Source organism: Arthrobacter ruber (assembly GCF_002954225.1).
In the GTDB taxonomy this organism is placed as follows: domain Bacteria; phylum Actinomycetota; class Actinomycetes; order Actinomycetales; family Micrococcaceae; genus Arthrobacter_D; species Arthrobacter_D ruber.
On sequence record NZ_PPTH01000018.1, the window covers coordinates 336,510 to 359,951 of the forward strand.

At 69.2% G+C, this 23,442-nt stretch carries 24 protein-coding genes; 12 read left to right on the forward strand and 12 right to left on the reverse strand.

Annotated elements, in window-relative coordinates; genetic code table 11:
• Complete coding sequence (locus CI785_RS15425) at positions 1-1,368, reverse strand: M1 family metallopeptidase (RefSeq protein ID WP_105032956.1); 1,368 nt, start codon at positions 1,366-1,368, stop codon at positions 1-3.
• Entirely contained in the window at positions 1,365-5,285 is a 3,921-nt protein-coding gene (locus CI785_RS15430) for a Pls/PosA family non-ribosomal peptide synthetase (RefSeq protein WP_105032957.1), read from the reverse strand. The genes CI785_RS15425 and CI785_RS15430 overlap by 4 nt, the downstream gene beginning before the upstream one ends.
• A 177-nt stretch (positions 5,286-5,462) precedes the next feature.
• Between CI785_RS15430 and CI785_RS15435 the strand changes: the two genes are divergently transcribed.
• Positions 5,463-6,242, forward strand: coding sequence for a thymidylate synthase (locus CI785_RS15435; protein WP_240615272.1), 780 nt, complete (start codon positions 5,463-5,465; stop codon positions 6,240-6,242).
• The gene (locus CI785_RS15440; protein ID WP_105032959.1) at positions 6,239-6,823 is read left to right on the forward strand and encodes a dihydrofolate reductase; all 585 of its coding nucleotides are present in this window, start codon (positions 6,239-6,241) and stop codon (positions 6,821-6,823) included. The genes CI785_RS15435 and CI785_RS15440 overlap by 4 nt, the downstream gene beginning before the upstream one ends.
• Positions 6,824-6,977: 154 nt before the next feature.
• Here the strand turns inward: CI785_RS15440 and CI785_RS15445 are convergent, their stop codons facing one another.
• The gene (locus CI785_RS15445; RefSeq protein ID WP_105032960.1) at positions 6,978-7,847 is read right to left on the reverse strand and encodes an LssY C-terminal domain-containing protein; all 870 of its coding nucleotides are present in this window, start codon (positions 7,845-7,847) and stop codon (positions 6,978-6,980) included.
• A gap of 40 nt (positions 7,848-7,887) precedes the next feature.
• On the opposite strand from CI785_RS15445, the gene CI785_RS15450 reads away from it, so the two are divergent.
• The 3 genes from CI785_RS15450 (at position 7,888) to CI785_RS15460 (ending at position 10,538) form a co-directional block, all read left to right on the forward strand.
• Positions 7,888-8,592, forward strand: a complete 705-nt coding sequence (locus tag CI785_RS15450) for a TMEM175 family protein (protein WP_240615230.1) — start codon at positions 7,888-7,890, stop codon at positions 8,590-8,592.
• Between the two features lie 201 nt (positions 8,593-8,793).
• Positions 8,794-9,933 (forward strand): aspartate-semialdehyde dehydrogenase, encoded by a 1,140-nt coding sequence (asd, locus tag CI785_RS15455; protein ID WP_105032961.1) that lies wholly within the window; start codon positions 8,794-8,796, stop codon positions 9,931-9,933.
• Positions 9,934-10,037: 104 nt separating this feature from the next.
• Positions 10,038-10,538 (forward strand): DUF6194 family protein, encoded by a 501-nt coding sequence (locus tag CI785_RS15460; protein WP_240615231.1) that lies wholly within the window; start codon positions 10,038-10,040, stop codon positions 10,536-10,538.
• A gap of 25 nt (positions 10,539-10,563) precedes the next feature.
• Here the strand turns inward: CI785_RS15460 and CI785_RS17710 are convergent, their stop codons facing one another.
• Positions 10,564-12,504 carry a DUF222 domain-containing protein gene (locus CI785_RS17710; RefSeq protein ID WP_105032962.1) on the reverse strand — a complete coding sequence of 647 codons (1,941 nt, stop codon included), beginning with the start codon at positions 12,502-12,504 and terminating at the stop codon, positions 10,564-10,566.
• A gap of 173 nt (positions 12,505-12,677) precedes the next feature.
• On the opposite strand from CI785_RS17710, the gene CI785_RS15470 reads away from it, so the two are divergent.
• Complete coding sequence (locus CI785_RS15470; RefSeq protein WP_105032963.1) at positions 12,678-13,106, forward strand: hypothetical protein; 429 nt, start codon at positions 12,678-12,680, stop codon at positions 13,104-13,106.
• A gap of 108 nt (positions 13,107-13,214) precedes the next feature.
• Here CI785_RS15470 and CI785_RS15475 read toward each other — a convergent pair whose 3' ends face one another.
• The 8 genes from CI785_RS15475 to CI785_RS15510 all read right to left on the reverse strand — a co-directional run bounded on the left by CI785_RS15475 (position 13,215) and on the right by CI785_RS15510 (position 18,962).
• The gene (locus tag CI785_RS15475) at positions 13,215-14,306 is read right to left on the reverse strand and encodes a UDP-N-acetylmuramate dehydrogenase (protein WP_240615232.1); all 1,092 of its coding nucleotides are present in this window, start codon (positions 14,304-14,306) and stop codon (positions 13,215-13,217) included.
• The gene (locus CI785_RS15480) at positions 14,303-14,743 is read right to left on the reverse strand and encodes a MaoC family dehydratase (RefSeq protein ID WP_105032965.1); all 441 of its coding nucleotides are present in this window, start codon (positions 14,741-14,743) and stop codon (positions 14,303-14,305) included. The genes CI785_RS15475 and CI785_RS15480 overlap by 4 nt, the downstream gene beginning before the upstream one ends.
• A 2-nt stretch (positions 14,744-14,745) precedes the next feature.
• Positions 14,746-15,195 carry an FAS1-like dehydratase domain-containing protein gene (locus CI785_RS15485; protein ID WP_105032966.1) on the reverse strand — a complete coding sequence of 150 codons (450 nt, stop codon included), beginning with the start codon at positions 15,193-15,195 and terminating at the stop codon, positions 14,746-14,748.
• A gap of 79 nt (positions 15,196-15,274) precedes the next feature.
• On the reverse strand, positions 15,275-15,505 hold the full coding sequence (locus CI785_RS15490; RefSeq protein WP_105032967.1) for a hypothetical protein: 231 nt from the start codon (positions 15,503-15,505) through the stop codon (positions 15,275-15,277).
• A gap of 34 nt (positions 15,506-15,539) precedes the next feature.
• Positions 15,540-16,484, reverse strand: coding sequence for a DUF2797 domain-containing protein (locus tag CI785_RS15495; RefSeq protein WP_105032968.1), 945 nt, complete (start codon positions 16,482-16,484; stop codon positions 15,540-15,542).
• A 50-nt stretch (positions 16,485-16,534) separates the two neighbouring features.
• Positions 16,535-17,584, reverse strand: a complete 1,050-nt coding sequence (locus CI785_RS15500; RefSeq protein WP_105032969.1) for an ATP-dependent DNA ligase — start codon at positions 17,582-17,584, stop codon at positions 16,535-16,537.
• Positions 17,585-17,677: 93 nt separating this feature from the next.
• Entirely contained in the window at positions 17,678-18,244 is a 567-nt protein-coding gene (locus CI785_RS15505; protein WP_105032970.1) for a type 1 glutamine amidotransferase domain-containing protein, read from the reverse strand.
• 133 nt (positions 18,245-18,377) lie between these two features.
• Positions 18,378-18,962 carry a helix-turn-helix domain-containing protein gene (locus tag CI785_RS15510; RefSeq protein ID WP_105032971.1) on the reverse strand — a complete coding sequence of 195 codons (585 nt, stop codon included), beginning with the start codon at positions 18,960-18,962 and terminating at the stop codon, positions 18,378-18,380.
• 91 nt (positions 18,963-19,053) lie between these two features.
• Here CI785_RS15510 and CI785_RS15515 point away from each other — a divergent pair, with 91 nt between their 5' ends.
• From CI785_RS15515 to CI785_RS15535, 6 genes are all read left to right on the forward strand, one after another.
• Positions 19,054-20,154 carry an NAD(P)/FAD-dependent oxidoreductase gene (locus tag CI785_RS15515; protein ID WP_105032972.1) on the forward strand — a complete coding sequence of 367 codons (1,101 nt, stop codon included), beginning with the start codon at positions 19,054-19,056 and terminating at the stop codon, positions 20,152-20,154.
• Entirely contained in the window at positions 20,144-20,773 is a 630-nt protein-coding gene (locus CI785_RS15520) for a class I SAM-dependent methyltransferase (RefSeq protein WP_240615233.1), read from the forward strand. The genes CI785_RS15515 and CI785_RS15520 overlap by 11 nt, the downstream gene beginning before the upstream one ends.
• Before the next feature lie 69 nt (positions 20,774-20,842).
• Positions 20,843-22,012, forward strand: coding sequence for an RtcB family protein (locus CI785_RS15525; protein WP_105032973.1), 1,170 nt, complete (start codon positions 20,843-20,845; stop codon positions 22,010-22,012).
• Positions 22,013-22,056: 44 nt separating this feature from the next.
• Positions 22,057-22,488: a hypothetical protein gene (locus tag CI785_RS15530; protein ID WP_105032974.1), complete on the forward strand. Its 432-nt coding sequence runs from the start codon at positions 22,057-22,059 to the stop codon at positions 22,486-22,488.
• Between the two features lie 29 nt (positions 22,489-22,517).
• A complete protein-coding gene (locus CI785_RS17310) occupies positions 22,518-22,691 on the forward strand; it encodes a hypothetical protein (protein ID WP_170068248.1) in 174 nt (57 codons plus the stop codon).
• Positions 22,692-22,753: 62 nt separating this feature from the next.
• Positions 22,754-23,266, forward strand: a complete 513-nt coding sequence (locus CI785_RS15535) for a GNAT family N-acetyltransferase (protein ID WP_105032975.1) — start codon at positions 22,754-22,756, stop codon at positions 23,264-23,266.
• Positions 23,267-23,442: the final 176 nt, after the last annotated feature.

Consider the following 23,442-nt stretch of genomic DNA (forward strand, 5'->3'; position numbering starts at 1 on the left):
TCACAGGGCGGGGAGCGCCTCCGAGAACAGCCACGGCGTGAGCAAGCCCTCCACCTGTACGCCCGGAAGCAGTCGTACGGCGAGCGCGACGAAGTCGGGCGTGGTGGCCGTCCCGAAGCGGTACTCCCCGGACCACGCGCCCAGCAGCGCGAAGAAGGCGTCGTCACCCGCGGCCCTGCGGAGCGCATGCAGCGTGAGGGCGCCGCGCTTGTAGACGCGATCGTCGAACATGTCCGCAGCACCGGGGTCGCCGATCACGAGGTCCTGGGGCTTCACCCCGAGGCGCTGGTGCGTGGCTCGCGCGTGGGTCTCCGCCGTCGTCGACCCGCTGGCCTCGGACCAGATCCACTCGGCATAGCAGGCGAAGCCCTCGTGCAGCCAGATGTCCTGCCATCGTGCTGCCGTGACCGCGTTGCCGAACCACTGATGGGCGAGCTCGTGGGCGATCAGCCGCTGCGCCTCCCAGCCCTGGTCGAGGTGGTTGCGGCCGATGATCGAGAGCGTCTGGGCCTCGAGCGGGATCTCCAGGTCGTCGTCGGCCACCACCACGAGGTACTGGGGGTAGGGGTAGGGCCCGAAGCGCTGCTCGAACACGGACATCATCTCGTGGTGCCGGGCCAGCGACGCCTTGGCGGCCGGCGCCAGGGTCGGCGGCACGGCGGCGTACTGCGGCACGGGGCTCCCCGGCTCCCGCGGCACCGCATGGCCGGGCAGGCCGACGGCGGGCCGCGAGGGATCGTTCAGTGCCACGAGGTCGTAGCGTCCTATCTGCACCGTGGCGAGGTAGGTGGCCATCGGTTCCGCCTGTTCGTACACCCAGGTGGTCCGGCTGGACCTGGCGATGCGCGAGACGAGCACGCCGTTGCAGATGGCCCTGTACCCGGAATCCGTCGTAGCCGTGAACCGGTAGGACGCCTTCTGCGAGGGATGGTCGTTGCAGGGGAACCAGGACGGTGCCCCGGTGGGCTGCCCGGCCACGAGGACGCCGTCGGTCAGCTCCTCCCATCCCACCTCGCCCCATGTGCCGGAGATCGGCGCGGGGTTGCCCTCGTACCGGATGTCGAGCCGGAACTCGGCGTCGTCGGGCACAGGATCCCTGAACGCGATGACGAGCTTGCCGTTGCGGTCCTTGAAGGAACGGACACGGGCGGTGTCCGAGGTGACCTTGGTGGTGCGGAGCCCGCTGAGGTCGAGCTCGAGCTGGTGCAGCTCCCTGTGGGCGGTCAGCGTGAGGACGGCGCGGCCGGCCAGGCGGTTGCTCAGGAGCTTGTAGTCGAGCGTGAGGTCGTAGTGCACCACACGGTAGGAGGTGCTGCCGTTGGTCGGTGTGTACGGATCAGGGGCGAAGCTCTCGGGGCTGCTGCTCACGCACCGTCTCCCGGGCCCGACCAGAAACTGACCGGATTCCCCATCCAGTAGGTGCCTGCAGGGACGGTCTCGCCGCGCATCACGAGCGACGCCGGCCCCACGGTGGCTCCCGCGTCGATCTGCGCGGCGGGCAGGATCACGCTGTGGGGGCCGAGGGTGGCTCCAGCAGCGAGCTCCACGGTGTCCATGCTCATGATCCTGTCATGGAAGAGATGGGTCTGCACCACGCATCCCCGGTTGACTGTGGACCCCGAGCCGAGCGTCACCAGGTCGGCCTCGGGCAGCCAGTAGCTCTCGCACCACACGCCGGAGCCGATCTTCGAGCCCAGGGCCCGCAGCCACCACACCAGCGCCGGCGTGCCGCTGGCCGCCCGCGCGAACCAGGGTGCGCTGACGCTCTCGATGAAGGTGTCCACCACCTCGTTGCGCCAGATGAAGGAGCTCCACAGCGGGTGTTCACCCGCCGTGATCCGTCCGACCAGCAGCCACTTCGCGACGACGGCGCTCCCGGCCGCGACCGCACCGAGCACCATGAACACCACACCGCTCAACAGGGCCGCCACGAGGTACCCGCCCTGAAGCGCGAGCGCGTCGAAGACCACGAGGGCGGCGGCGCCGATCATCACGGTGAGGATGATCGGCACCACGCGGCAGACCTCCCAGAAGCCGCGGGCCGTCTTCAGGCGCCGGGACGGTTCGAAGGTCCTGCTCTGGTCGCCCGTGACGGCGAGCCGGCGCAGGCGCGACGGCGGGCTGCCCAGCCAGGAGCTACCGGCCTTGGCCTTCGCGGGCGTGGCCGACAGCACGGCGACGAGTGAGTTCTTGGGCACACGGCGCCCCGCCGACGTCATACCGGAGTTGCCGAGGAACGCACGGCGTCCGATCTTCGCGGGCGCGATCCGCAGGTAACCGCCGCCGAGTTCGTACGAGGCCACCATGGTGTCGTCGGCGAGGAACGCACCCTCGTTGATGGTGGTCATCTTCGGGATCAGCAGCACGGTGGAGGCCTCGACATTGCGGCCCACCCGCGCCCCGAGGAGCCGGAGCCACACAGGTGTGAACAGGCTCGCGTAGAGCGGGAAGAGCAGGTCCCGCGCCATGTCGAGGGTGCGCTCGGTGGCCCAGATCTGCCAGCCCATCCGGCTGTGCGCCGGGTAGTGGCCCTCCCCCAGCCCGATCCCCAGCAGCCTCACCGTCGCCAGCACGAGGACGGCGTTGACCACGAACCACAGGACCGCTGCGAGGACCACGGGACCCACCAGGGACGGCAGGGCGGCCGAGAGCGACGGCTCTCCCTGCAGTGCCGCCACGACGGGCAGCGCTGCGACGACGGCCGCGGCGTACGGGATGAGTGCGAGCGCGCCCGACGCCGCAGCGAACGCCGCGAAGGACAGGCGGGAGCGCAGCGGCGAGCGCGCGGGCAGGGTGTCCGGCCACTCGTGCTTCGCCCTGCCGGCCCGGGTGGCGGGCGAGCCCGAGAAGAGCTGACCCGACCTGACGGTGCCATGGACGGCGGAGCCCGGGGCCACCTCGGCCCCGGTACCGATGCGCGCTCCCGGCATCAGGGTGCTGCGTGCACCGACCACGGCGCCCGCACCCACCGAGATGGCCCCGATGTGGACGCGGTCGCCGTCGATCCACCACCCCGAGAGGTCCACCTCCGGTTCCACGGAGGCCCCGGCCTCGAGCGTGAGCAGGCCGGTGACAGGCGGGACGGAGTGGAGGTCCACGTCGGGGCCGATGCTCGCGCCGAGCGCCCGCGCGTACACGGGCACCCAGGGTGCGCTGGCGAGGCCGACCGCACCCACGCTGTCCGAGATCTGTTCGGCGAGCCAGAGCCTCAGGTGCACCCTGCCGGACCGGGGGTAGACACCGGGCCGTACGCCGCGCAGCAGGATGCGGGCGGCGAGGACGGACAGCGCCATGCGGCCGAACGGGCTGACGAAGACGAGCCACGACGCCACTACCCACCACCAGGACAGGGTCGGAGCTGCCGTGAGGACCCCGAGTCCTGCAAGGACGTTGTTCGCGATCATCGCGTAGGTCAGCCAGCGCATGCCCGCGAGGAACTGCAGCGGGATGCCCATGAGCGTCTGGAAGACCTGTGACTTGCGGGCCGTGTGGCGCACCGCCCGTTCCGGCGCGGCGGGCTGCTCGTCGCCGTCGCCCGTGCCCGCGGCGAATGCGGCGAGGGCGGCGAGCCGGGGGTGCGCGTAGATGTCGGCGACCGTGACGACCGGGTAGCGCGTGCGGATCAGCGAGACGAGCCGGGCCGCGGCGAGGGATCCGCCGCCGTGCAGGAAGAAGTCGGCGTCCTCGTCGGCCGGTACCGTGCCCAGGACGGCGGCCCACTGGTCCGCGATCCACTGCACGCGGGGGTCGAGGTCCTCGATGCTGCCCGGAGCGCCGGGGTCGCCGACGCCGGCGAGGGGCCAGGGCAGGGCGTTCCGGTCCACCTTGCCGCTCGTCTTGGTGGGCAGTGCACCGGTGACGGTCAGCAGCGGTACCAGGGCCGCGGGCAGTGCGTCGGCCAGGAGGGTGCGCAGCGCCGGCAGGTCGGGATCGGCTCCGGCCGGCACGAGGTAGCCGACGAGGATCTGGTTGCCCGACGGCGTCGACCGGACGGCTGCGGCCGCGCCGGCGATCCCCGGCAGCGCCTGCAGGGCGGCGTCAACCTCGCCGAGCTCGATACGCCGGCCGCCGAGCTTCACCTGGTCGTCGGCACGTCCCACGAAGACGAGTCCGGCAGCGTGGAGCTGGACGAGGTCGCCCGAACGGTACGCCCGCTCCCATCCGAGGGTCGGCATCGGTGCGTACTTCTCGGCGTCCTTGGCGGGATCCAGGTAGCGGGCCAGGCCCACTCCGCCGATGATCAGTTCGCCCGTGCCGCCCTCCGCCACGGGCATGCCGGACTCGTCGACGACGGCCAGGTCCCACCCGTCCAGCGGCAGGCCGATACGCACGGGGCCCTGGCGGCCGAGGCGTGCTGCGCAGGCGACGACCGTCGCCTCGGTGGGACCGTAGGTGTTCCACACCTCGCGGTCGTGGACCGCCAGGCGTTGGGCGAGCTCGGGCGGGCAGGCCTCACCGCCGAAGATGAGGAGGCGCACGTTCTCGAGGGAGTCGGCGGGCCACAGCGCAGCGAGCGTGGGCACCGTGGACACGACCGTGATCCCCCGGGCGATGAGCCAGGGACCGAGATCGACGCCGGTGCGCACGAGCGCACGGGGCGCCGGCACGAGACACGCACCGTTCCGCCAGGCGAGCCACATCTCCTCGCAGGACGCATCGAACGCCACGGACAGGCCCGCGAGTACGCGGTCGGCGGGTCCGATCGGATCACGCTGCAGGAACAGGCGCGCCTCGGCGTCGACGAAGGCGGCAGCGGAGCGGTGCGTGACCGCCACACCCTTCGGCGTCCCCGTGGACCCGGAGGTGAAGATGACCCAGGCGTCGTCATCGGGCGTCGGGGCGCCCGCGCCTCCCCGGCGCCCGCCCGTTCCGGTGGTCACCGACAGTCCCTGCCCGACGACGGCGGCAGCACGGGATTCGGCGAAGACCACGCGTGCGCGCTCGTCGGGATCGTCGGCGTCGACCGGCACGTAGGCGGCGCCTGCGGTGAGCACACCCAGGATCGCGATGTAGAGCTCGTTGGTGCCCGAGGGGATACGCACCCCCACGGTGTCCCCGCGTCCCACTCCCGCATCGTGCAAACGGGCCGCGAACTGTTCGGCGGCGACGACCAGCTCGGCGTAGCTCAGATCCGAGGTGCCGTCGTCGAGCGCCGAGGCGCTGGGGTGTTCGGCGGCCGTGGCACGGAGGATGTCGAGGAGCGTGCGGGGCGTCGGGGCGAGCGCGGACGCGGCGAACTGCGCGGAGGAGGGCTTTGCCTCGGTCGCGGGCGGAGGTGTGGTCACAGTCGGGATTCTTCCGGTGGAATGTGAACGGCAGGTGACCTGCGCCGGCCGTCCGTACACGGGCTCCGGGGAAGTCTACCGGGGGTACGGCGGCAACCCCCGGCTTCGCGTTCGTCCTAGACTTGCGGGGTGAGCACTCCCATCCCCACCCCGTACGAGGACCTGCTGCGCGACGTGATGGCGAACGGCGCGGCGAAGAGCGACAGGACGGGCACCGGCACCCGGAGCGTCTTCGGCCGGCAGCTGCGGTTCGATCTCAGCGAGTCCTTCCCGCTCATCACCACCAAGCGCGTGCACTTCAAGTCCGTGGCGCTCGAGCTGCTCTGGTTCCTCCGCGGTGATTCGAACGTCCGCTGGCTGCAGGAGCGCGGCGTCTCCATCTGGAACGAGTGGGCCGACGACGACGGCGAGCTCGGTCCGGTCTACGGCGTCCAGTGGCGCTCGTGGCCCACGCCCGACGGCGGGCACATCGACCAGATCGCCCAGGTGGTCGAAGCCCTGAAGACCAATCCGGACTCGCGCCGTCACCTCGTCTCGGCGTGGAACGTCTCCGAGATCTCCAGCATGGCGCTGCCTCCCTGCCACGTGTTCTTCCAGTTCTACGTGACGCCCGGCGTGGACGGCGGTCCAGGCAGGCTCTCCTGTCAGCTGTACCAGCGGTCGGCCGACACGTTCCTCGGTGTCCCCTTCAACATCGCGTCCTACGCACTGCTCACCCTCATGGTGGCGCAGCAGACCGGGCTCGAGCCCGGCGAGTTCATCTGGACCGGCGGCGACGTCCACGTCTACGACAACCATGTGGAGCAGGTCGCGGAGCAGCTGTCCCGGGAGCCGTACCCGTACCCGCGGATCGAGCTGAAGCGGAAGCCAGCCAGCATCTTCGACTACGCACTGGAGGACTTCGAAGTGGTCGACTACCAGCACCACCCCACGATCAAGGCACCGGTGGCGGTATGACCGAGGCCCGCACGCTCAGCGTGGCCGACGCCGTCACGTCGCGTCCCGTGATCGGCCTGATCTGGGCGCAGACCGAGAACGGCGTGATCGGCCGGGACGGCGGCATCCCCTGGCACGTGCCCGAGGACATGGCGCACTTCAAGGCCACGACGACGGGGCATCCCGTCATCATGGGCCGTCGGACCTGGGAGTCCTTCCCCCCGGCGTTCCGGCCGCTGCCGGATCGTACGAACATCGTCATCTCCAGCTCCGGAGTGGACCTGCCGGGTGCCGTCGTCGTCGATTCGCTCGATGCCGCGTTCCACGCCGCCCGGGCCAGTCCCGGATCGGAGGAGATCTGGGTGATCGGCGGAGGCCGTGTCTACGCCGACGCCATGGAGCGGGCGGATGCGGCGCTGGTCACCGTCGTCGAGTCCACGGTCGACGGCGACACCGTTGCTCCGGCCCTCGGAACCGACTGGGCGCTCGCGGCGCTGTCGCCCGAATCGGGGTGGCTCGAGTCCTCGAAGGGGCCCCGGTACCGCATCAGTCTCTGGACCAGGACGCCCGAGGAGCCGGCCGGGCGACAGGGCGTCGCCTGAACGGAGTGCCGGGAGAGTCGTCCGGGTGCCGGGAGAGTCGTCCGGGTGCCGGGGCAGTTTCCGGTCGCCGGATCGGACCACAGAAGCCGCGAGGACCGGTCAGCCGTCGGGTCGGTCGCCGGGGCGGTGAGGCGTTGAGGTGGTGAGACGTGAGTCAATCCGAGCCGTCGGGAGCACCATCCGGCACCCCCTGAGGCGTGAGGGTAAGGATGGGCAGGTCGCCGTCCGTCTCGATCGCATCTCCACCGCCGTTGCGGCTGTGGTAGCCGGAGGAGAAATGCCGGATCGTGCGCACGTCGGCCCTCGACCTCAGACTGGTCACCACCCAGTCCCGTTCGTCGTCGGTCCGGGCGGCAACCCGGTGGGTCACCTGGAAGGTGAACAGGGACAGTCCGACGCTGCGGTCGAACGTCGCGGCCCCCACGAGGTCGACGTCGAACCCGCCAGGAAGGATCCACCCCGGCGGACAGGTCCAGAAGCGCACGTGGTGCCGTTGCCACGGAGTGCCGGCGACCTCCTGCTCGAAAGCGAGGTCCTGCTTCCGGCCGAAGACGAAGAGCGGACTCACCGGGGCGGACGGGTAGCTGCGGCGCAGCACCGACGCGGTGATGATCCGCAGGCTGGTGCGGAGCGTCAGGGGGTCGGCCTCGATCCACCCGGCGGACAGCATGGCGGCCCGTAGATCCGGGACCGTACCGATGACGGCCAGGTTGACCGGATCGCCGAGGAGTCCGTCCGCCGTGCGGGTCCTCCCGATGAAGTAGTCGGGGACGTAGACGCGGGTCAGCAGCCTGTTGATCCGCGGTACGAGGACGTAGGCGGCCAGGGCCCAGATGATCACGAACACCCACGGCTGGCGAACGCCGTCATCCACCTCTTCGAGGAAGAGCGCGTAAATCGCCCAGCCGGAAAGTACTACCGCCAGGAGGAAGAAGAGGCGCTGGGCGAGGAGCACCACGGTGCTGGCAAGGTGTCCTGATCCTCGTCCGGTACCGCCCCTGCGAGCGCGTGGCGCCTCGTTCATCCGCCTATCCTAGGTCCGGGTGCAGGGCTAGGCTCGGACCGTGCAGCGCCCCGACGACGCCGAACCACCGGATCGACAGGACCTCAGGTCCCGGTACAGGCTGCTGCTCACGCGAGGGGACTCGACCGATCGGACCGTGTTCTTCAGCGACGCCGTGTTCGCCATCGCCATGACCCTTCTGGTCCTCGACCTGGAGGTACCCGGTGGTCTTCCGGAGGACCAGGTCGGCGCCGCGCTCGTGGGGCAACTCCCGCACTTCCTCTCCTTCGTCCTCAGCTTCGCGGTCCTCGGCAGTGCCTGGCTGAACCACCACCGGAAGTTCAGTGTGATCGTCCGGTACGACTTCCGGCTGCAGGTCCTGAACCTGCTGCTGCTCTTCTTCGTGGCCTTGCTCCCGTTGCCGACCACTCTGCTCAGCGAGTACGGCGGGGCGTCCTCGCCCTGGCCGGTGGCTCTCTACGCGACGGTGGTCGCGGGTGTCTACTCGATGCTGAACCTGGTATGGGCATATGCGTGGCGGGCGAGGCTCATGGCGTCGGTCGTGGACCGGGACCTCTACCGGTACGTGCTGCGGGCGCTGCTCCCCGTACCGCTGGTGTTCGCCGCGACCATCCCGCTGGCCTTCCTCGTTCCCGGGATCGCCATGTTCGTGTGGCTGCTGATCATCCCGGCCGACATCGTAGTCCATCGGGTGATCAACGCGCCGGTCGCGGCGTCCCCAGACGGGCTCCCCGGGGCGACGTGAGGACCGGGCGATGCGTCCCCCGTCGGTTGGCGCGGTCCGGCACCTCGGTCCAGCGCTTCTGCCCGACGCGTCTGCCCACCACCTCTCCCCAGCGCCGCGGAGGCGGTCTCGCACCCCGCTGCCTGTCAGGACTACAGCAGGCGGGCGAGGCGCCAGTCACAAAGCGGTCGCTCCGGCCGTCCGACGCCTAAACTGGAGGGCATGACTTCAGCACCCGAGAGCTCCGCCCTGCCGTCCGTCGGATTCGTGGGCTGGCGCGGCATGGTGGGCTCGGTCCTCATGCAGCGGCTCCAGGACGAGGGCGACTTCGCCCGCGTCAATCCCGTGTTCTTCTCGACGTCGGCCGCAGGTGGGGCGGCGCCGTCGTTCGCAGAGGGTGCTGGAACGTTGCAGGACGCGTACGACGTCGAGACCCTCGCCAAGCTGCCGATCATCGTCACAGCGCAGGGCGGCGACTACACCTCCGAGGTCTACCCCAAGCTACGTGACGCGGGATGGTCGGGCCTGTGGCTCGACGCTGCATCCACCCTGCGGATGGAGCAGGACAGCGTGATCGTGCTGGATCCCGTCAACCGGTCCGCCATCGATGCCGGCCTCGCGAACGGCGTGCGGGACTTCATCGGCGGCAACTGCACGGTCTCGTGCATGCTCATGGGTCTGGGCGGGCTCTTCCGCAACGGGCTGGTGGAGTGGGGCACCTCGATGACCTACCAGGCGGCGTCGGGTGGTGGAGCACGTCATATGCGCGAACTCCTGAACCAGTTCGGTGCGCTCCACGGGACCGTCGCCATGAACCTCGACGACCCGGCGTCGGCGATCCTCGACATCGACCGGGCCATCCTCGCCAAGCAACGTCACCCGAGCCTCGAGGCCTCCCAGTTCGGTGTCCCCCTGGCCGGCTCCGTCATCCCCTGGATCGACAGCGACCTCGGCAACGGCCAGTCGAAGGAGGAGTGGAAGGCCGGAGCGGAGACCAACAAGATTCTCGGGACTGACACCCGTATCCCCTTCGACGGTCTCTGCGTCCGTGTGGGGGCCATGAGGTCGCACTCACAGGCACTGACCCTGAAGCTGACGCAGGACCTCCCTGTCGATGAGATCGAATCGATCATCGCAGCGGACAACGAATGGGTGCGCGTCATCCCGAACACGAAGGCGGAGACGCTTGCAGGCCTCACCCCTGTTGCAGCTACCGGTTCCCTCGACATCCCGGTGGGACGTATCCGCAAACTCGAGATGGGTCCCGAGTACATCAGCGCCTTCACCGTCGGCGACCAGCTGCTCTGGGGTGCGGCCGAGCCACTCCGGCGCATGCTCATGATCGCCACCGGGAACCTCTAGGTAGGGTCTCCCGGGCGCACGCTTCGTTGCTGTGACATGATCTGACAGCAGCGCTGCACTGCTCTTCCGTCGTGGAGGATGGCGGCGATACTGGGATCATGCGCATGGACGAGATCCTCGACGAGATCAGGGCATTCGACGGGGTGGTGGAGGTGGCGCCCCGAGAGGGTGATGGAGCCCCGCAGATCGCCTGGGGCGACCACTTCTTCTACTACTCTCCGGACGGAACCGTCCCGCAGCACACCCAGCCCTACGCGACGATCGTCACCAAGGACTATCCCGACGACACGCGGTCGAACCTCGATGCGGAGGGCAGGTGGCGGTTGAACATCCACGTCGGGTCGGCAAAGGCTCGGCAGTTGGTGAGGGACAGCGCCAGCGGAGTCGACGCCAGTGGAGACAGCGCCAGTGGTATCGACGCCAGCGATGTCGGGTCCAGTGGTGTCGACTTCAGTGAGGTGGACACGATCCTGCCTCACCCGGTCTACGGTCACCTCGGCTGGATTGCGATCGTGAATCCTGGTCAGCGGGTGGGGGCAGCAGTGCTGGAACTCCTGCACGACGCCCATGAGGACGAGCGACGCCGGGTCGAACGTCGCGCGTAGGTGAGCCATCTGGCGTCCGTCGGCGTCATGTCGACACCGTCCCTGGCGCGGTGAGCACGTCGGGCCGGACGTTCCAGTACCTGTTCCGTCGGGTCGTGGTGCCGTGTCGGGCGAGGTGTCGTGGTGGGGTGAACCAAGGCATGCCGTTGCGGGACGCGACCGTCCATTGGCCCTGATGGATGGTGTGGTGGTGATGGGCGCAGAGCAGTACTCCATTGTCGATGCTGGTATTGCCGCCGTGTGCCCACGGTGTGATGTGGTGTGCTTCGCACCAGCTGGCGGGAACGGTGCAGTCGGGGAACGCGCACCCGATGTCCCGGGCGACGAGGGCGCGGCGCAGGTGGGGCGGGAATAGGCGGTTTGCGCGGCCGAGATCCAGGACCTGTCCGTCACCGCCGAGCACGAGCGGGATGATGTCGGCGTCACACGCGAGGCGTCGGACACTTCGGGCGCTCATCTGCTCGGCGAAGACAGCACGTCCGGGTCTGGACCTGATGCCGGACCCGGACCAAGCCTCGGCTCCTGGCCAAGCGCCAGCACTGCCACCGGTCCCACCTGCGTTGTCGGCGCTGGCAGTGCTGCCGGCGCTGACTGAGCTGTCGATGCTGGCCGTGCTGCCGGCGCTGACTGAGCTGCCGATGCCGGCTGCGCTGCCTTCGCTACCGGTGGTGAGGTCGGCTAGGAGGTCCCGGTAGTCGATCGTGACCATGACCTGGGGCCGGTGACCTCCGGTCGCAGGCAGTTGCGTACCGGAGAGGGCGATCCGGCAGGCACCGACCAGCCCGTCGAGCATGCGCTGCGCCCTGGTTCCAGCCTCCGGTCCGCCGTACACCGACGGTGATCCACCTGATCCAGCCCCACTCCCCGCATTTGCCGCACTCCCAGCGAGATCCTGTGCAGACGTGGTGTTTCCCGCGAAGTAGACATCATGATCGGGCCGGGTCCCGCTGCCGGACCGGCCATCGCGGGGGCTCCGAGGATTGGTGGCGGTGTTTATGACCGTGGCGAGGTGCTCGAACTGCTCGTCCGTAGCGCCGATCTCCAGCATGTGCAGCCCGTGGCGTCGGCCCCGAAGGAACACACCCTGCCGGGCGCGCAGGATCTTCTCGGTGGGTTCCTGTCCGTCCTGGTCGAGCACTGCCTCCCAGTAGCGGGTGACGGACCGCAGGACCTCTTCGTCGGACTCGATCGCCTGCAGGGTGAGCTGACGTTCCATCTGGACGAGTTGCTCGTCGACGGCGACGCAGCGGACCCTGTCCACCGCGGCACAGATGATCGTCGCCGCCCGCCCACTGACCTCGCCCGAACCGACGGCGATGCTCAGGGTCTGCAGTGGCGGATCCAGAGAGGCCCCGGAAACGGAGGTACCGGGCAGGACATTCTGGGCCAACACCAGGCGGCGCTTCGCTTCGGCCCGACTGATACCTAGCTTTGCCCGCAGATACTGGGCACATCTCTGTGCCGGTCGTTCACCGGAAGTGGCGCCCGAGCCCGCGCCGATGTCAGCGGCGGATATCGCTGGTCCTTCGGGTGCCTGCGCCGTCGATGATGGAAGGGAGCTGGACCCCAGGCGCTGCTCCGCCGAAGCAAGATCGAAGTCCCTGGCCATGCCTGCGGTGATGACCTGCAAGTGATCGACGATCCGCGAGATGTCCTCGACCTCCACGAGAACCTGCACCGCCTGTCTCGTGGAGAGTATCCGACCTGAGCTCATCAGCCGGTCGGCCGCCCGTACCAGAGCGGCCCGTACCGAACCCAGGGGAACGTCTGCCCCTAGAAACCCCTCAGTCTCCGAAGACGCCTGGGCGTCCACAGATCCCTCGCTCTGCAAAGATGCGTCGATCACCTGGCGTCCGCGAGCTGTCGGAGATGTAGCGGCTCGAAGGGACGATCCGGACTTCGCCGACACACCAGATCTCAAGGAGACGTCTGTTTCCTGGAGGTCCTCGACCGGTGCTGTAGCCATACCCGAACTTATCGAACACACGTTCTACCATGGGGCCAGGCCGACCCGTATGTGGACAAATTCCGGTCCTTCATCGACGCACCCGAACCGTGCCCCATGCAGACAGGGCAACCGAAGCGCGGCATCCCCCGACTCGACCCGATAACGTCGGAGGGCCCGTGCAGGATGGGCGCATGGATTCCGTGAACGCAGACACCATCCTCCGGCGCTTCTTCGCCGTGAGCGGTCATGTGCAGCATCCCGAGAGCCTGCTGCGGTACGAGCGCGTCCAGACCCACCTCCGCGACTACCTCGAGCAGGTCGCCGCAGTCAGGCTGACCGACGCCGAGCAGGAGTTGCTCGCCCTGGAGCGGCAGTTCGGGACCGAGAGCCCCTATGCCCAGGTCATGGGTGCGCGGGATCTGCTCCATGCCCTCCCGGACTTCCTCGCCGTCCCACAGCTCCTCCCGGACTTCCATGATCGGCTCGCACAGATCAGCGTGGCCTCGCGCCTTGCCCAGTGGCTGTGTTCACGCCGACTCGTCGAGCGCGAGGACAGCTGGCACGACGTCGTGCTGACGCGCGCTGCCGCCGAGCAGGCCCGCAGGTCACCCGCGCTCTAGGAGCGTGGGTGTGGGACGGCCGGCGACCAAGGACCGTCGCACCCGCAACCGACCCAGGAGGACCGCTGTCGCTCACCCGCTCGCAGGGGGACGACAGACTCCGGGGACCTACAGGACGCAGCCGATGAGCAGCGGTTCCGGCTCCAGGCGGATGCCGAACGCGTTCTCCACACCGTCCCGCACCAGCCGCGCGACCGAGAGGAGATCCGACGTCGAGGCTTCTCCCCTGTTGGTGACGGCAAGCGTGTGCTTCGTCGACAGGGACGCCCTGCCACCCGCCGCAGTGTGCGCGTCGTCGTCCCCGAGCCCGTAGCCCTTCGAGAACCCGGCATGCTCGATCAGCCACGCGGCACTGAGCTTCACGTGCCCCTCGGTACCGGAGGGGTACCGGGGGGCGTCGACCGGTAGGGTGTCCGCAACGGCCTGCGGGACGATCGGGTTGGTGAAGAAGGAGCCGGTGCTGCGGGTGTCCGGATCGGCCGCGTCGAGCACCATGCCCTTCCCCCGGCGCAGCTTCAGCACCTCGCGCCGCACGTCGTTGGCGTAGGCCCGTGCGCCCACCTCGACGCCCAGGGCCCGCGCGAGTTCCGCATAGCGGATGGGCTTGCTCAGACGACCCAGTCCGAGCTGGAACTCGACCGACAGCACTACGTAGCGCGGCGAGCCGTCCACCGTGGTGCGCTTCAGGAGGGAGTCCCGGTAGCCGAACTTCAGCTCGAAGTTGGTGAAGCTCTTGATCCTGTCGGTCTCGCGGTCGAACGTCCGCACCGTGGCGATGGTCTGGGAGACATCGGCACCGTAGGCACCGACATTCTGCACGGGAGTGGCTCCTGTGGAACCCGGGATGCCCGAGAGCGCCTCGAGCCCCGAGAACGCGTGCATCACGGTGTAGCGGACGAGGTCGTCCCAGTCGTGCCCGGCTTGGACGTTGACCATGACGCCGCCACAGGTGGCGTCGTCGTCGTTGACCGTGAAGCCCGTGGATGCGATGCGCACCACGGTGCCGTCGAAGCCGTCGTCACCGATCAGCAGGTTGGAGCCGCCGCTGATGATGAGCAGTGGCTCCCCCGCGCCATCGGCGGCACGGACGGCCTCGATGATGCCCTGCTCGGTCGATGCCCCGACGAGCTTGTGCGCAGGGCCTCCGACGCGCGCGGTCGTCAGGTCGGCCAACCGGGTACCGGTCACAGGTGCGGTCATCGCAGCCTCACCACGGCCTGGGCTTTCACGAGGACTTTCTGCCCCGCGAACGTCACTGTGAGGTCGATGCGTGCGGTGGACGCCTCCGCGTCCACTGCCCCGACGACTCCCGTCACCTCGACGACTGCACCCGGCTCGCCGGGCTGCGCTGTGGTGTCCTCGACGATGACGGGCTTGGTGAAGCGCGTCTGGTAGTCGACGACGGCGGCCGGGTCGCCGATCCAGTCGGTCACGAGCTGGACCGCGGCACCCATGGTGAACATGCCGTGGGCGATGACGCCGGGAAGCCCTACGCCCTCGGCGAAGGCCTGGTTCCAGTGGATCGGATTGAAGTCTCCCGACGCCCCTGCGTAGCGCACCAGGTCCTGCCGGGTGATCCCGATGGTGGACGAGCCGATCTGCTGCCCCACCTCGAGGGTGGTGGTCGATACTGCCATGGCTACTGCTCCTCTCCGCGAACGAGGATGGACGAGGTGGTCGTGGCGGCGCGCTCGCCGTCGATGGTGGAGATCTCGGCGCGCGTCGTGATCATCGCTCCCCCGCCCATGGCCCGCACCTGGTCCACGTGCAGTTCGGCGACGAGCTGGTCGCCCGCGATGATCGGGCGATGATGGATGAATCGCTGGTCCGCATGGACCACCCGCGTGAAGTCGATGCCGGCGCTCGGATCATTGATGAGCTGCGCGTCGGCGCGCTGGGCGATGATGATGGCGAAGGTGGGCGGCGCCACCAGGTCGGCGTGGCCGAGCGCTGCCGCGGCTTCGACGTCGTAGTGCGCGGGATGGGTCGCCTTGACGGCCCGGGCGAAGTCCCGGATGGCCTCGCGACCCACGGCATAGGGCTCTCCCGCGGCGTAGCTGCGGCCCTGCAGGTCTGGGTCGATGGTCATGGATCCTCCGTGGGAAGCGGCGTAGGGGTACTGGGACAGTCGGATGGGGCGGCGGGGCACGCCGAGGGCCGGCAGGGGGTCAGCGCTGGTCCTTGATGCGGCGCCGGACGTCACGCGAGCGGACCACCATGCCCGCCAGGTGGCACACCATCCCGACCACGATGACCGGGATGCCGGTGAACACGAGTGCGCCCTGGTCGGTGGCGGCCCCGACGACCGCGACGAGGATGCCGATCGCCGTGGTCACCAGTGCGGAGACCACCAGCTTGCGGTACAGGTCCGAGCCGGTCTCCCAGGGCGTATTCAGCATTGTCCGATTCTACTGCCGCGGCGAGGGAAGCTGCTCAGAACAGCGCCTCCTGGACGGCGGGGACACGCGTGCTGAAGTCGCCGAACTGCAGACGCCTGCCCTTGAGCTGGGCGAGATCGGCGACGAAGAGGAGATCCGTGCCGTCGATCGCGACGATCGCCGAGGAGCCGAGGACCTCACGGAGAACGAACCCGTGCTGCCCCCGCTCCAGCGGTTCCGGGTAGGGCTGCAGGCCGCCGTAGCGCAGCACCGCGGACCAGGACGACGGCGGCTCGAACTCCTCGTGCACCACTTCGAAGCCCTCGACGTCCACGCCGCCCTGCAGCAGTCCCCTGCTCGCCAGGGCGAAGCCGTCGTTGATCCGCTCGAGCTGCGCCAGCGGCAGGGGCGCACACAGGGAGGCGGCCTTCGTCGCTGAGCGCACGGCCTGCGGGAGACCCACGCTCCGGGTGACCTCGTCCTCGAGGATGCGTACCACCCGCCCGTCGTCGGCATGCGCGACGAACTGTGCCACCACCGCGCCCTGCTCCACGAGCCGCCCGCGCTTCCTGGGGTCCGAGGCGGTACCGACCTTCGTTGAACCGTCCGCGAAGGTCGCGACATACAACCAGTGGGGCTGGTCGAGGTAGCGCTTCAGCCCTGCGGGGGCGATACCGGACCGGTGGATGTCGTGCATGAAGCGGACGTCGTCCTGGGCGAAGCACCGTCCGCACTGGTGGCTCCGTGCAGCCGGTGCCTGGTCCACGCATGGCACCCAGGTGCGGTCGTCCCGCCCGTGGACGCGATGGAAGCCCAGGCAGTAGCGCCCGGTGGCGACCACCTCGAACCCGAGCCGGGAGCCCGATGCGAGGGAGACGTCGCGCAGGCCGAGCTCCCCATCGGGTGCATCGCCGGCAGGCTCCGAAGGCACCTCGCGGAGGACCAGGACAGGCTCGGTGCCGTGCCAGGTCACACCGCTGCAGAGGTAGGTGGAGGTCACGGTGCAAGCCTAGGCGCGGCCACCCCCACTATCGGTCCGGGCACCCGACCTCAGGCGAGCACTTCGCTGAGGTCGTAGGCCGCCGGGATCTCCAGCTGCTCGAAGGTGCACGAGCGGGCCTCCCGGTCAGGCCGCCACCGGTCGAACTGGACGGTGTGCCGGAACCGGCTGCCCTCCATCTGGTCGTACCGCACCTCGACCACCCGGCGGGGATACAGACGGATGTAGGACACGTCCCTCGCGGAGGCGAAACGGCTGCGGTCGGTCTCGCCGAGCTCGGGTTCGCCGTCGTCGTTCCTCATCACATCGGCATCGAGTTCCTCGACGAGCTCCAGGCGCCGCGCGTCCGGGAACGCCGAGATGCCGCCGACGTTGCGCAGCTCGCCGTCGTCGTCGTACAGGCCGAGCAGCAGCGACCCGACACCCCTGCCGGACTTGTGCACGCGGTACCCGAGCACCACGGTGTCGGCGCTGCGGTGGTGCTTGACCTTGAGCATGCGCCGCTTGTTCGGCTCGTACGGCGCCGCCAGCGGTTTCGCGACCACGCCGTCGAGGCCGGCGCCCTCGAACTCGACGAGCCAGCGGCGCGCCAGCGCGACATCGGGCGTGACCTGCGACAGGTGCACCGGCGCCGAGAAGGACTTCCCGAGCACGGCGAGCGCCCTGCGCCGCTCGCTGAAGGGGAGGCCCGTCAGGTCGTCGTCACCGGTGGCGAGCAGGTCGAAGGCCACGAACGACGACGGCGTCTGGCCGGCCAGGAGGCGTACCCGGCTCTCGGCCGGATGGATGCGCTGGGACAGCGCCTCCCAGTCCAGGCGTTCCGCGCCGGGTTCGCCCCGGCGCACCACGATCTCCCCGTCCACGACGCAGCGTGCCGGCAGGTTCTCCAGCAGGGCCTCGACGAGTTCGGGGAAGTACCGGGTCAGCATCTTGGAGCCGCGGCTGCCGATCTCGCAGGTGCCGTCCTCGATCTTCACGATCGCCCGGAATCCGTCCCACTTCGGTTCGTACAGCAGACCGCCAGGGGTGCTATCGGGTTCGGGTACGGCGTCGACCGCCTTCGCGAGCATCGGCTGGACGGGGAACGGGAGGTCGGTCATGTCCTGATCGTGCCGTACCGGCAGGGTGGTTGGCTACGCGGTCGCGACCCGGGATGCGATGAGACAGCCCGGACCGCAGCCCCGCCGCTGCGCCTAGGCCGTCTGGCCCTCGTGCGGGCCTTCGGCGATCTCCTCGAGCAGCTTGTCGTTGAAGGCCTCGAGGTCGCCCGGGTGGCGACTCGTGACGAGACCCTGGTCGACGACGACCTCCTCGTCGCTCCAGTTGGCTCCGGCGTTCTTCAGATCGGTGGCGAGCGTGTGGTACGAGGTCAGGTCACGGCCGCTGACCACCCCGGCCTCGATGAGCAGCCAGGGTCCGTGGCAGATGGAGGCCACGGGCTTGTGCTGCTCGAAGAAGGCCCGGGTGAAGGCCTGGGCATCCTTGTCGACCCGGATGAAGTCGGCGTTCACCACCCCGCCCGGCAGGACGAGGGCGTCGTAGTCGTCGGCGTTCGCGTCGGCGACCGCGAGGTCCACCTCGAACGTCTCGCCCTTATCGATACCGTCGAAGCCCTGCAGCGTCCCGGTCTTGGGCGAGACGAGCGTGGGGACCCCACCGGCCTCCTTCACCGCGTTCCAGGGACTCGTGAGCTCTATCTGCTCGACTCCGTCCGTGAGCAGGAATGCGACCTTCTTGCCTGAGATGTCGTGTTCGGACATGCTGTTCTCCCTTGCGTAGAGCGTGCGTGTCGTACCGCTTCCAGCCTAGGAACCAGCCAAACGATAAGCAAGCTGACTAATGCCGTTCGGGCCCGCCGGAGTGGTCCACTACGGTGGCCCGTCACGGCCGCCCTCACAACCGCTTCGGCCGTGCCCGTACATGCATCCTCTCGCCCTGCTGACCGAAGAGGCTGATGAGCTCGACCGGCTTCCCGTCCGCACTGGCGAACCAGTGAGGGGTGCGGGTGTCGAACTCGGCTGCCTCGCCGGGGCCGAGCACGAAGTCGTTGTCGGCGAGCACGAGCCGCAGGGAGCCATCCAGGATGTAGAGCCATTCGTAGCCCTCGTGCACCTGCAGTTCGGGCTCCGTGCCGCGCGCGTCCCCCGCGAGCACCATCTTGTATGCCTGCAGCCCGCCGGGGCGCCGGGTCAGGGGGATGGCCGTCATCCCGTGGTGCGTGATGGGGCGCAGATGGACACGGGGATCACCGGTGGGCGGTGCGCCGACGAGATCATCGAGCGGGACGCCGTACAACTGGGCGATGGGCAGCAGGAGCTCGAGATTGGGGCGCCGCTGTCCCGATTCCAGCCGGGAGAGCGTGCTGACCGATACGCCCGATGCCGCGGACACCTCCCCGAGTGTCAGGTTGCGCTGGGCACGGAGGGCCCGGAGTCGGGGGCCGACGGCATCCAGGACGGCGTCCAGATTCGAAGTCATGCACCTAGTTTGCCATACCAGCAAGAAAGTTTGCCATCGCTCGGAATCCTCTCGATGCTGGATCCATCAGCAGAAGAGAAGGGACCAGAACATGACATTTTCCAGCCGACCCGTGCAGGACCGCTACGACGTCGTCGTCGTCGGCGGTGGAGCCGCCGGCCTGAGCGCCGCCGTCACCTTGGGCCGCGCACTGCGCACCGTGCTCGTCGTCGACGGCGGCCGACCACGCAACGCTGCCGCCCAGGGGGTGCACGGCTTCCTGACGCGCGAGGGCATGAGCCCGCAGGCACTGCTCGACGCCGGCCGGGCCGAGGCGGAGTCCTACGGGGCCGCGATCGTCGACGGCGAGGCCCTCGCCGTGCAGCGCGGCAGCGCCGGCTTCGAGGTGGAACTGGCCGATGGGCGGATCGTGGGCGGCCGACGGCTGCTCGTCGCCTCCGGCCTGTCCGACGGCCTGCCCGCCGTCCCCGGCCTGCGTGAACAGTGGGGCGCCGGCGTCGTGCACTGCCCGTACTGCCACGGCTACGAGATCCGCGGACGCCGCATCGGCGTGCTGGGCACGGGCCCCCTCTCCGTGCACCAGACCCTCCTGTTCTGTCAGTGGTCCGACGACATCACGCTCTTCCTCAACGACGCGGTGACGCCCACCGAGGAGGAGTGGGACCGGCTGGCCGCGCGATCCATCCGCGTGGTCGACGGCGTCGTGGCCGCCGTCGACGCGACCGACGGCGTCCTCACGGGCGTGACGTTGCAGGGCGGCACCGTCTTCGAGCTGCACGCTCTCGCCGTCGGGACCCGCATGGAGGCCCGTGCCTCCCTGCTCGAACCGCTGGGACTCGCACTGCAGGATCATCCGTCGGGGATGGGCCGGTTCCTCGAGGCCGGCCCCATGGGCACCACCGCGATACCGGGCGTCTACGTCGCAGGCAACGTCTCGAACCTCGCCGCACAGGTGATCGTCGCCGCGGCGGAAGGCACCATGGCGGCCGCAGCGATCAATGCGGACCTCGTCGCGGAGGAGACCGCATGGGCCGTCGAGGGCCACCATGGCCCGTTCTCGGCGTCGGGAGAGGCCGACGTCTCGCAACGAGTGCTTGGCGTACGCCGGTACGGGATCGATGATGGCCTGGGTGGACGCACGGACGCGCCTGCCACCGCGGATCAGGAGGACGAGGTGCGCCGTGCTGGTTGAGTACACGCAGGAATACTGGGACGACCGTTACCGGCAGCGCGCGAAGATCTGGAGCGGTCGGCCGAACCGGCAGCTCGTCCCCGCGGTCGAGGACCTGCCGCCGGGCAGGGCGCTCGACGTCGGCTGCGGTGAAGGTGCGGACGCCGTCTGGCTCGCGTCGCAGGGATGGACCGTCCTGGCGGTCGACGTCTCCGAGGTGGCCCTCTCCCGCGGCCGCGCGCATGCCACCGAACTCGGGGAACCGGTTGCGGACCGCGTGGAGTGGCGGCAGGTGGACCTCCTGGCCGGTCAGGACCTCCGCGGCGGCCAGGACCTCGTCTCCATCCAGTTCCTGCACCTACCCGAGCCACACCGCTCCCGGATCTTCGGCTCCCTGGCCGGCCTCGTGGGTATCGGTGGCACCCTGCTGATCGTCGCCCACGACCCGTCGGACCTCCACTCCGGGGTGGGACGGCCGCACCAGGCCGACCTCTTCTACACGCCCCAGCAGATCGCGGACCTGCTCGACGACTCCTGGGACATCCGGGTGCGCGAATCGCGCCCACGGGTGGAACGTACGCCGGACGGGCGCGACGTGACGATCAGTGACGCCGTGCTCCAGGCCGTGCGCCTGCGCTGACGAGCAAGGACCCGGGCGGGACGGGGCACCGCATGCGCTCCCACCGGTCGTCTCGGTAGCCTCGGACGCATGCAGTGGATCACCGAGAACTACGTGAACTTCGCCAGCGTGATCGACGACGTGACGCTGGCGCAGAACAGGATGACGAGCTCCATGCCGTTCGTGCAGCCGCACCTCGCCTCGATGCCCGACGCCCACCTCGGCCTCGGTTGCGCCGTGGGGTCGGTCCTGCCGACCCTCGGCGCGATCATCCCCGCCGCGGTCGGCGTGGACATCGGCTGCGGGATGGTCGCCGTCCGCACCGGCCACACGGCGCAGGATGTGGCACGCCTCGACCGCCGGACCCTACGGGAGGCCATCGAACGGGCAGTCCCTCTCTCGGCCGGCAACAACAACAAGCGGGTGAGCGCATCGGCGGGGCCCCGCATCGACGCTCTCGAGCAGGACGCCCTGTCCGCCGGGTTCGACCCGGCCGGCTACGTGAAGCAGTGGAGGCTGCAGCTCGGCACTCTGGGCTCGGGCAACCACTTCATCGAGGTGTCCCTCGACGAGGAGGACACCGTCTGGCTGTTCCTCCACTCGGGGTCGAGGGGCATCGGGAACCGGATCGCCCAGCACCACATCATGATGGCGCAGGACTACTGCGCGAAGCGATCCATCCGCCTCCCGCACAAGGACCTCGCCTACCTCGAGGAGGGCACGCCCGAGTTCGACCGCTACATCAGCGAACTCCTGTGGGCCCAGAAGTTCGCGCTGCTCAACCGCGAGGAGATGATGGACCGCGTGGTCCGGCAGTTCACGGACTGGGTGGCCGGACCGGTCCACGAGCGTGAGCGCATCAACTGCCACCACAACTACACCCAGCGCGAGACGCACTACGGCAAGGACGTCTGGCTCTCGCGCAAGGGCGCCATCGCCGCGGACCCCGGCCGCCCCGGCCTCATCCCCGGCTCGATGGGTACCCGCTCCTACGTGGTCACCGGCAGGGGCAACAGGGAGTCGATGAACTCCGCACCGCATGGAGCCGGCCGCGAGTACTCCCGCACCAAGGCCCGCAGGACGTTCACCCAGGACCAGCTCCGGGCGGCGATGCGCGGTATCGAGTTCAGGGACACTCCCGCCTTCCTCGATGAGATCCCGGCGGCCTACAAGGACATCGACGTCGTCATGCAGGACGCGCGTGACCTCGTGGAGATCCGCCACACGCTCCGCCAGATCATCAACGTCAAGGGCGATTGAGCGGCACGGCGGATGATGGGAGTGGCCGCGGTTAGGCTGACGCCATGTCCGTCCCGACCGCGACCCGTCCCGTCGAGCCGATCCTCGTGGAGGTAGCGGCGTCGGATCCCCAGTGGTGGGAGATCGTGGGCGCGCTGGGGCCCTTCGCCATCCTGCTCGCGGCGGTCCTGGCCACGGTATCGGCCTTCGCAACGCTGAACCAGCGGGCGACGGCGGATCGGGCTTCCCTCGAGCAGAAGAGACGCGCGGACGACCGCGCCGAGTGGTGGCGACGCACCCAGTGGGCCATCGACGCGGCCACGTCCCTGGACCCCGTACGCCAGGAGGCGGGCGTGGAGGCCTTGCTGCAGCTCTCCTACAGCGAGCTGGCGACCGAGGAGGACCGGCTCATTCTCGATGCCATCTGGGTGAGCAACCCCGTGGCCAATCCGGAGGATCCCAGCGCTGGACTGCCCGACGGCGGTGCCGGAGAATGAGACGAGGACCAGCGATCGGAGGAGGGGCCATGACCGACACAGCACGAGCGCGGAAAGCGCCGGCCGGACAGGCGGCCACTCGGCGACCCGCCGACACCCCCCGGGTGACAGCGGCGAAGGCACGGCTCAGGGTAGCCCTCGACCAGCAGCTCGGCCGCGACACCCCGCAGTCCGTCAAGGACGTGGCAGCGGGCAAGCGCTGACGCGGACAGGCGACGACGCCCGGCAGGATGGGCCCGACGCGCCGGACCCCTGTCCGACCGTGATGTTCGAAACGGGTCGGTTACGGATTCGCCACTTCGTCGACGATGATCTGGATGACTTCGCGGCACTCTGCGCGGATCCCGCGGTGATGCGGTTCGTCGGTGACGGGACGACACTGGACAGAGCGGACGTCGCCCGCTGGATCCGCATCTGCCAGGAGAAATACGCGACGCGCGGATACGGCACCTCGGCCGTCATGGAACGGGAGACCGGCGCGTTCGTCGGATACTGCGGCGTGGTCAGGCCTCCGGATCAGGACTTCGACGAACTGATCTATGTCCTCCACAGGAGGTCCTGGGGCAAGGGATACGCCACCGAGGTCGGGAGGGCGATGCTGGCTCATGTCTTCGACGTCTCCACTCTCTCCTCGATCTCCGCGACCATCGATCCGCACAAGGATCAGTCGAAGCGGGTAACGGCCAGGATCGGGATGGTGCAGGCCCCGTGTTCCGACGACTCCATGAGCTACTGGGTCATCGGACGGCCGACGGGCAGGCTGTCCTCCGCTCCCTGACGGTTACGGGAACCACTCCGCGCATCGCTCCGGGCTGACCGATCGCCGCTTGTACATCCTGATGGGCGAGGCCCTCCATCGAGCGTCCTGACCTGTGGTCGCCCCAGTGCAGTTCGAGAAGACGTCCTCCAGTGGTGATCGTCCGATGTCCTCAACGGCGTCACCTCCTCACCATC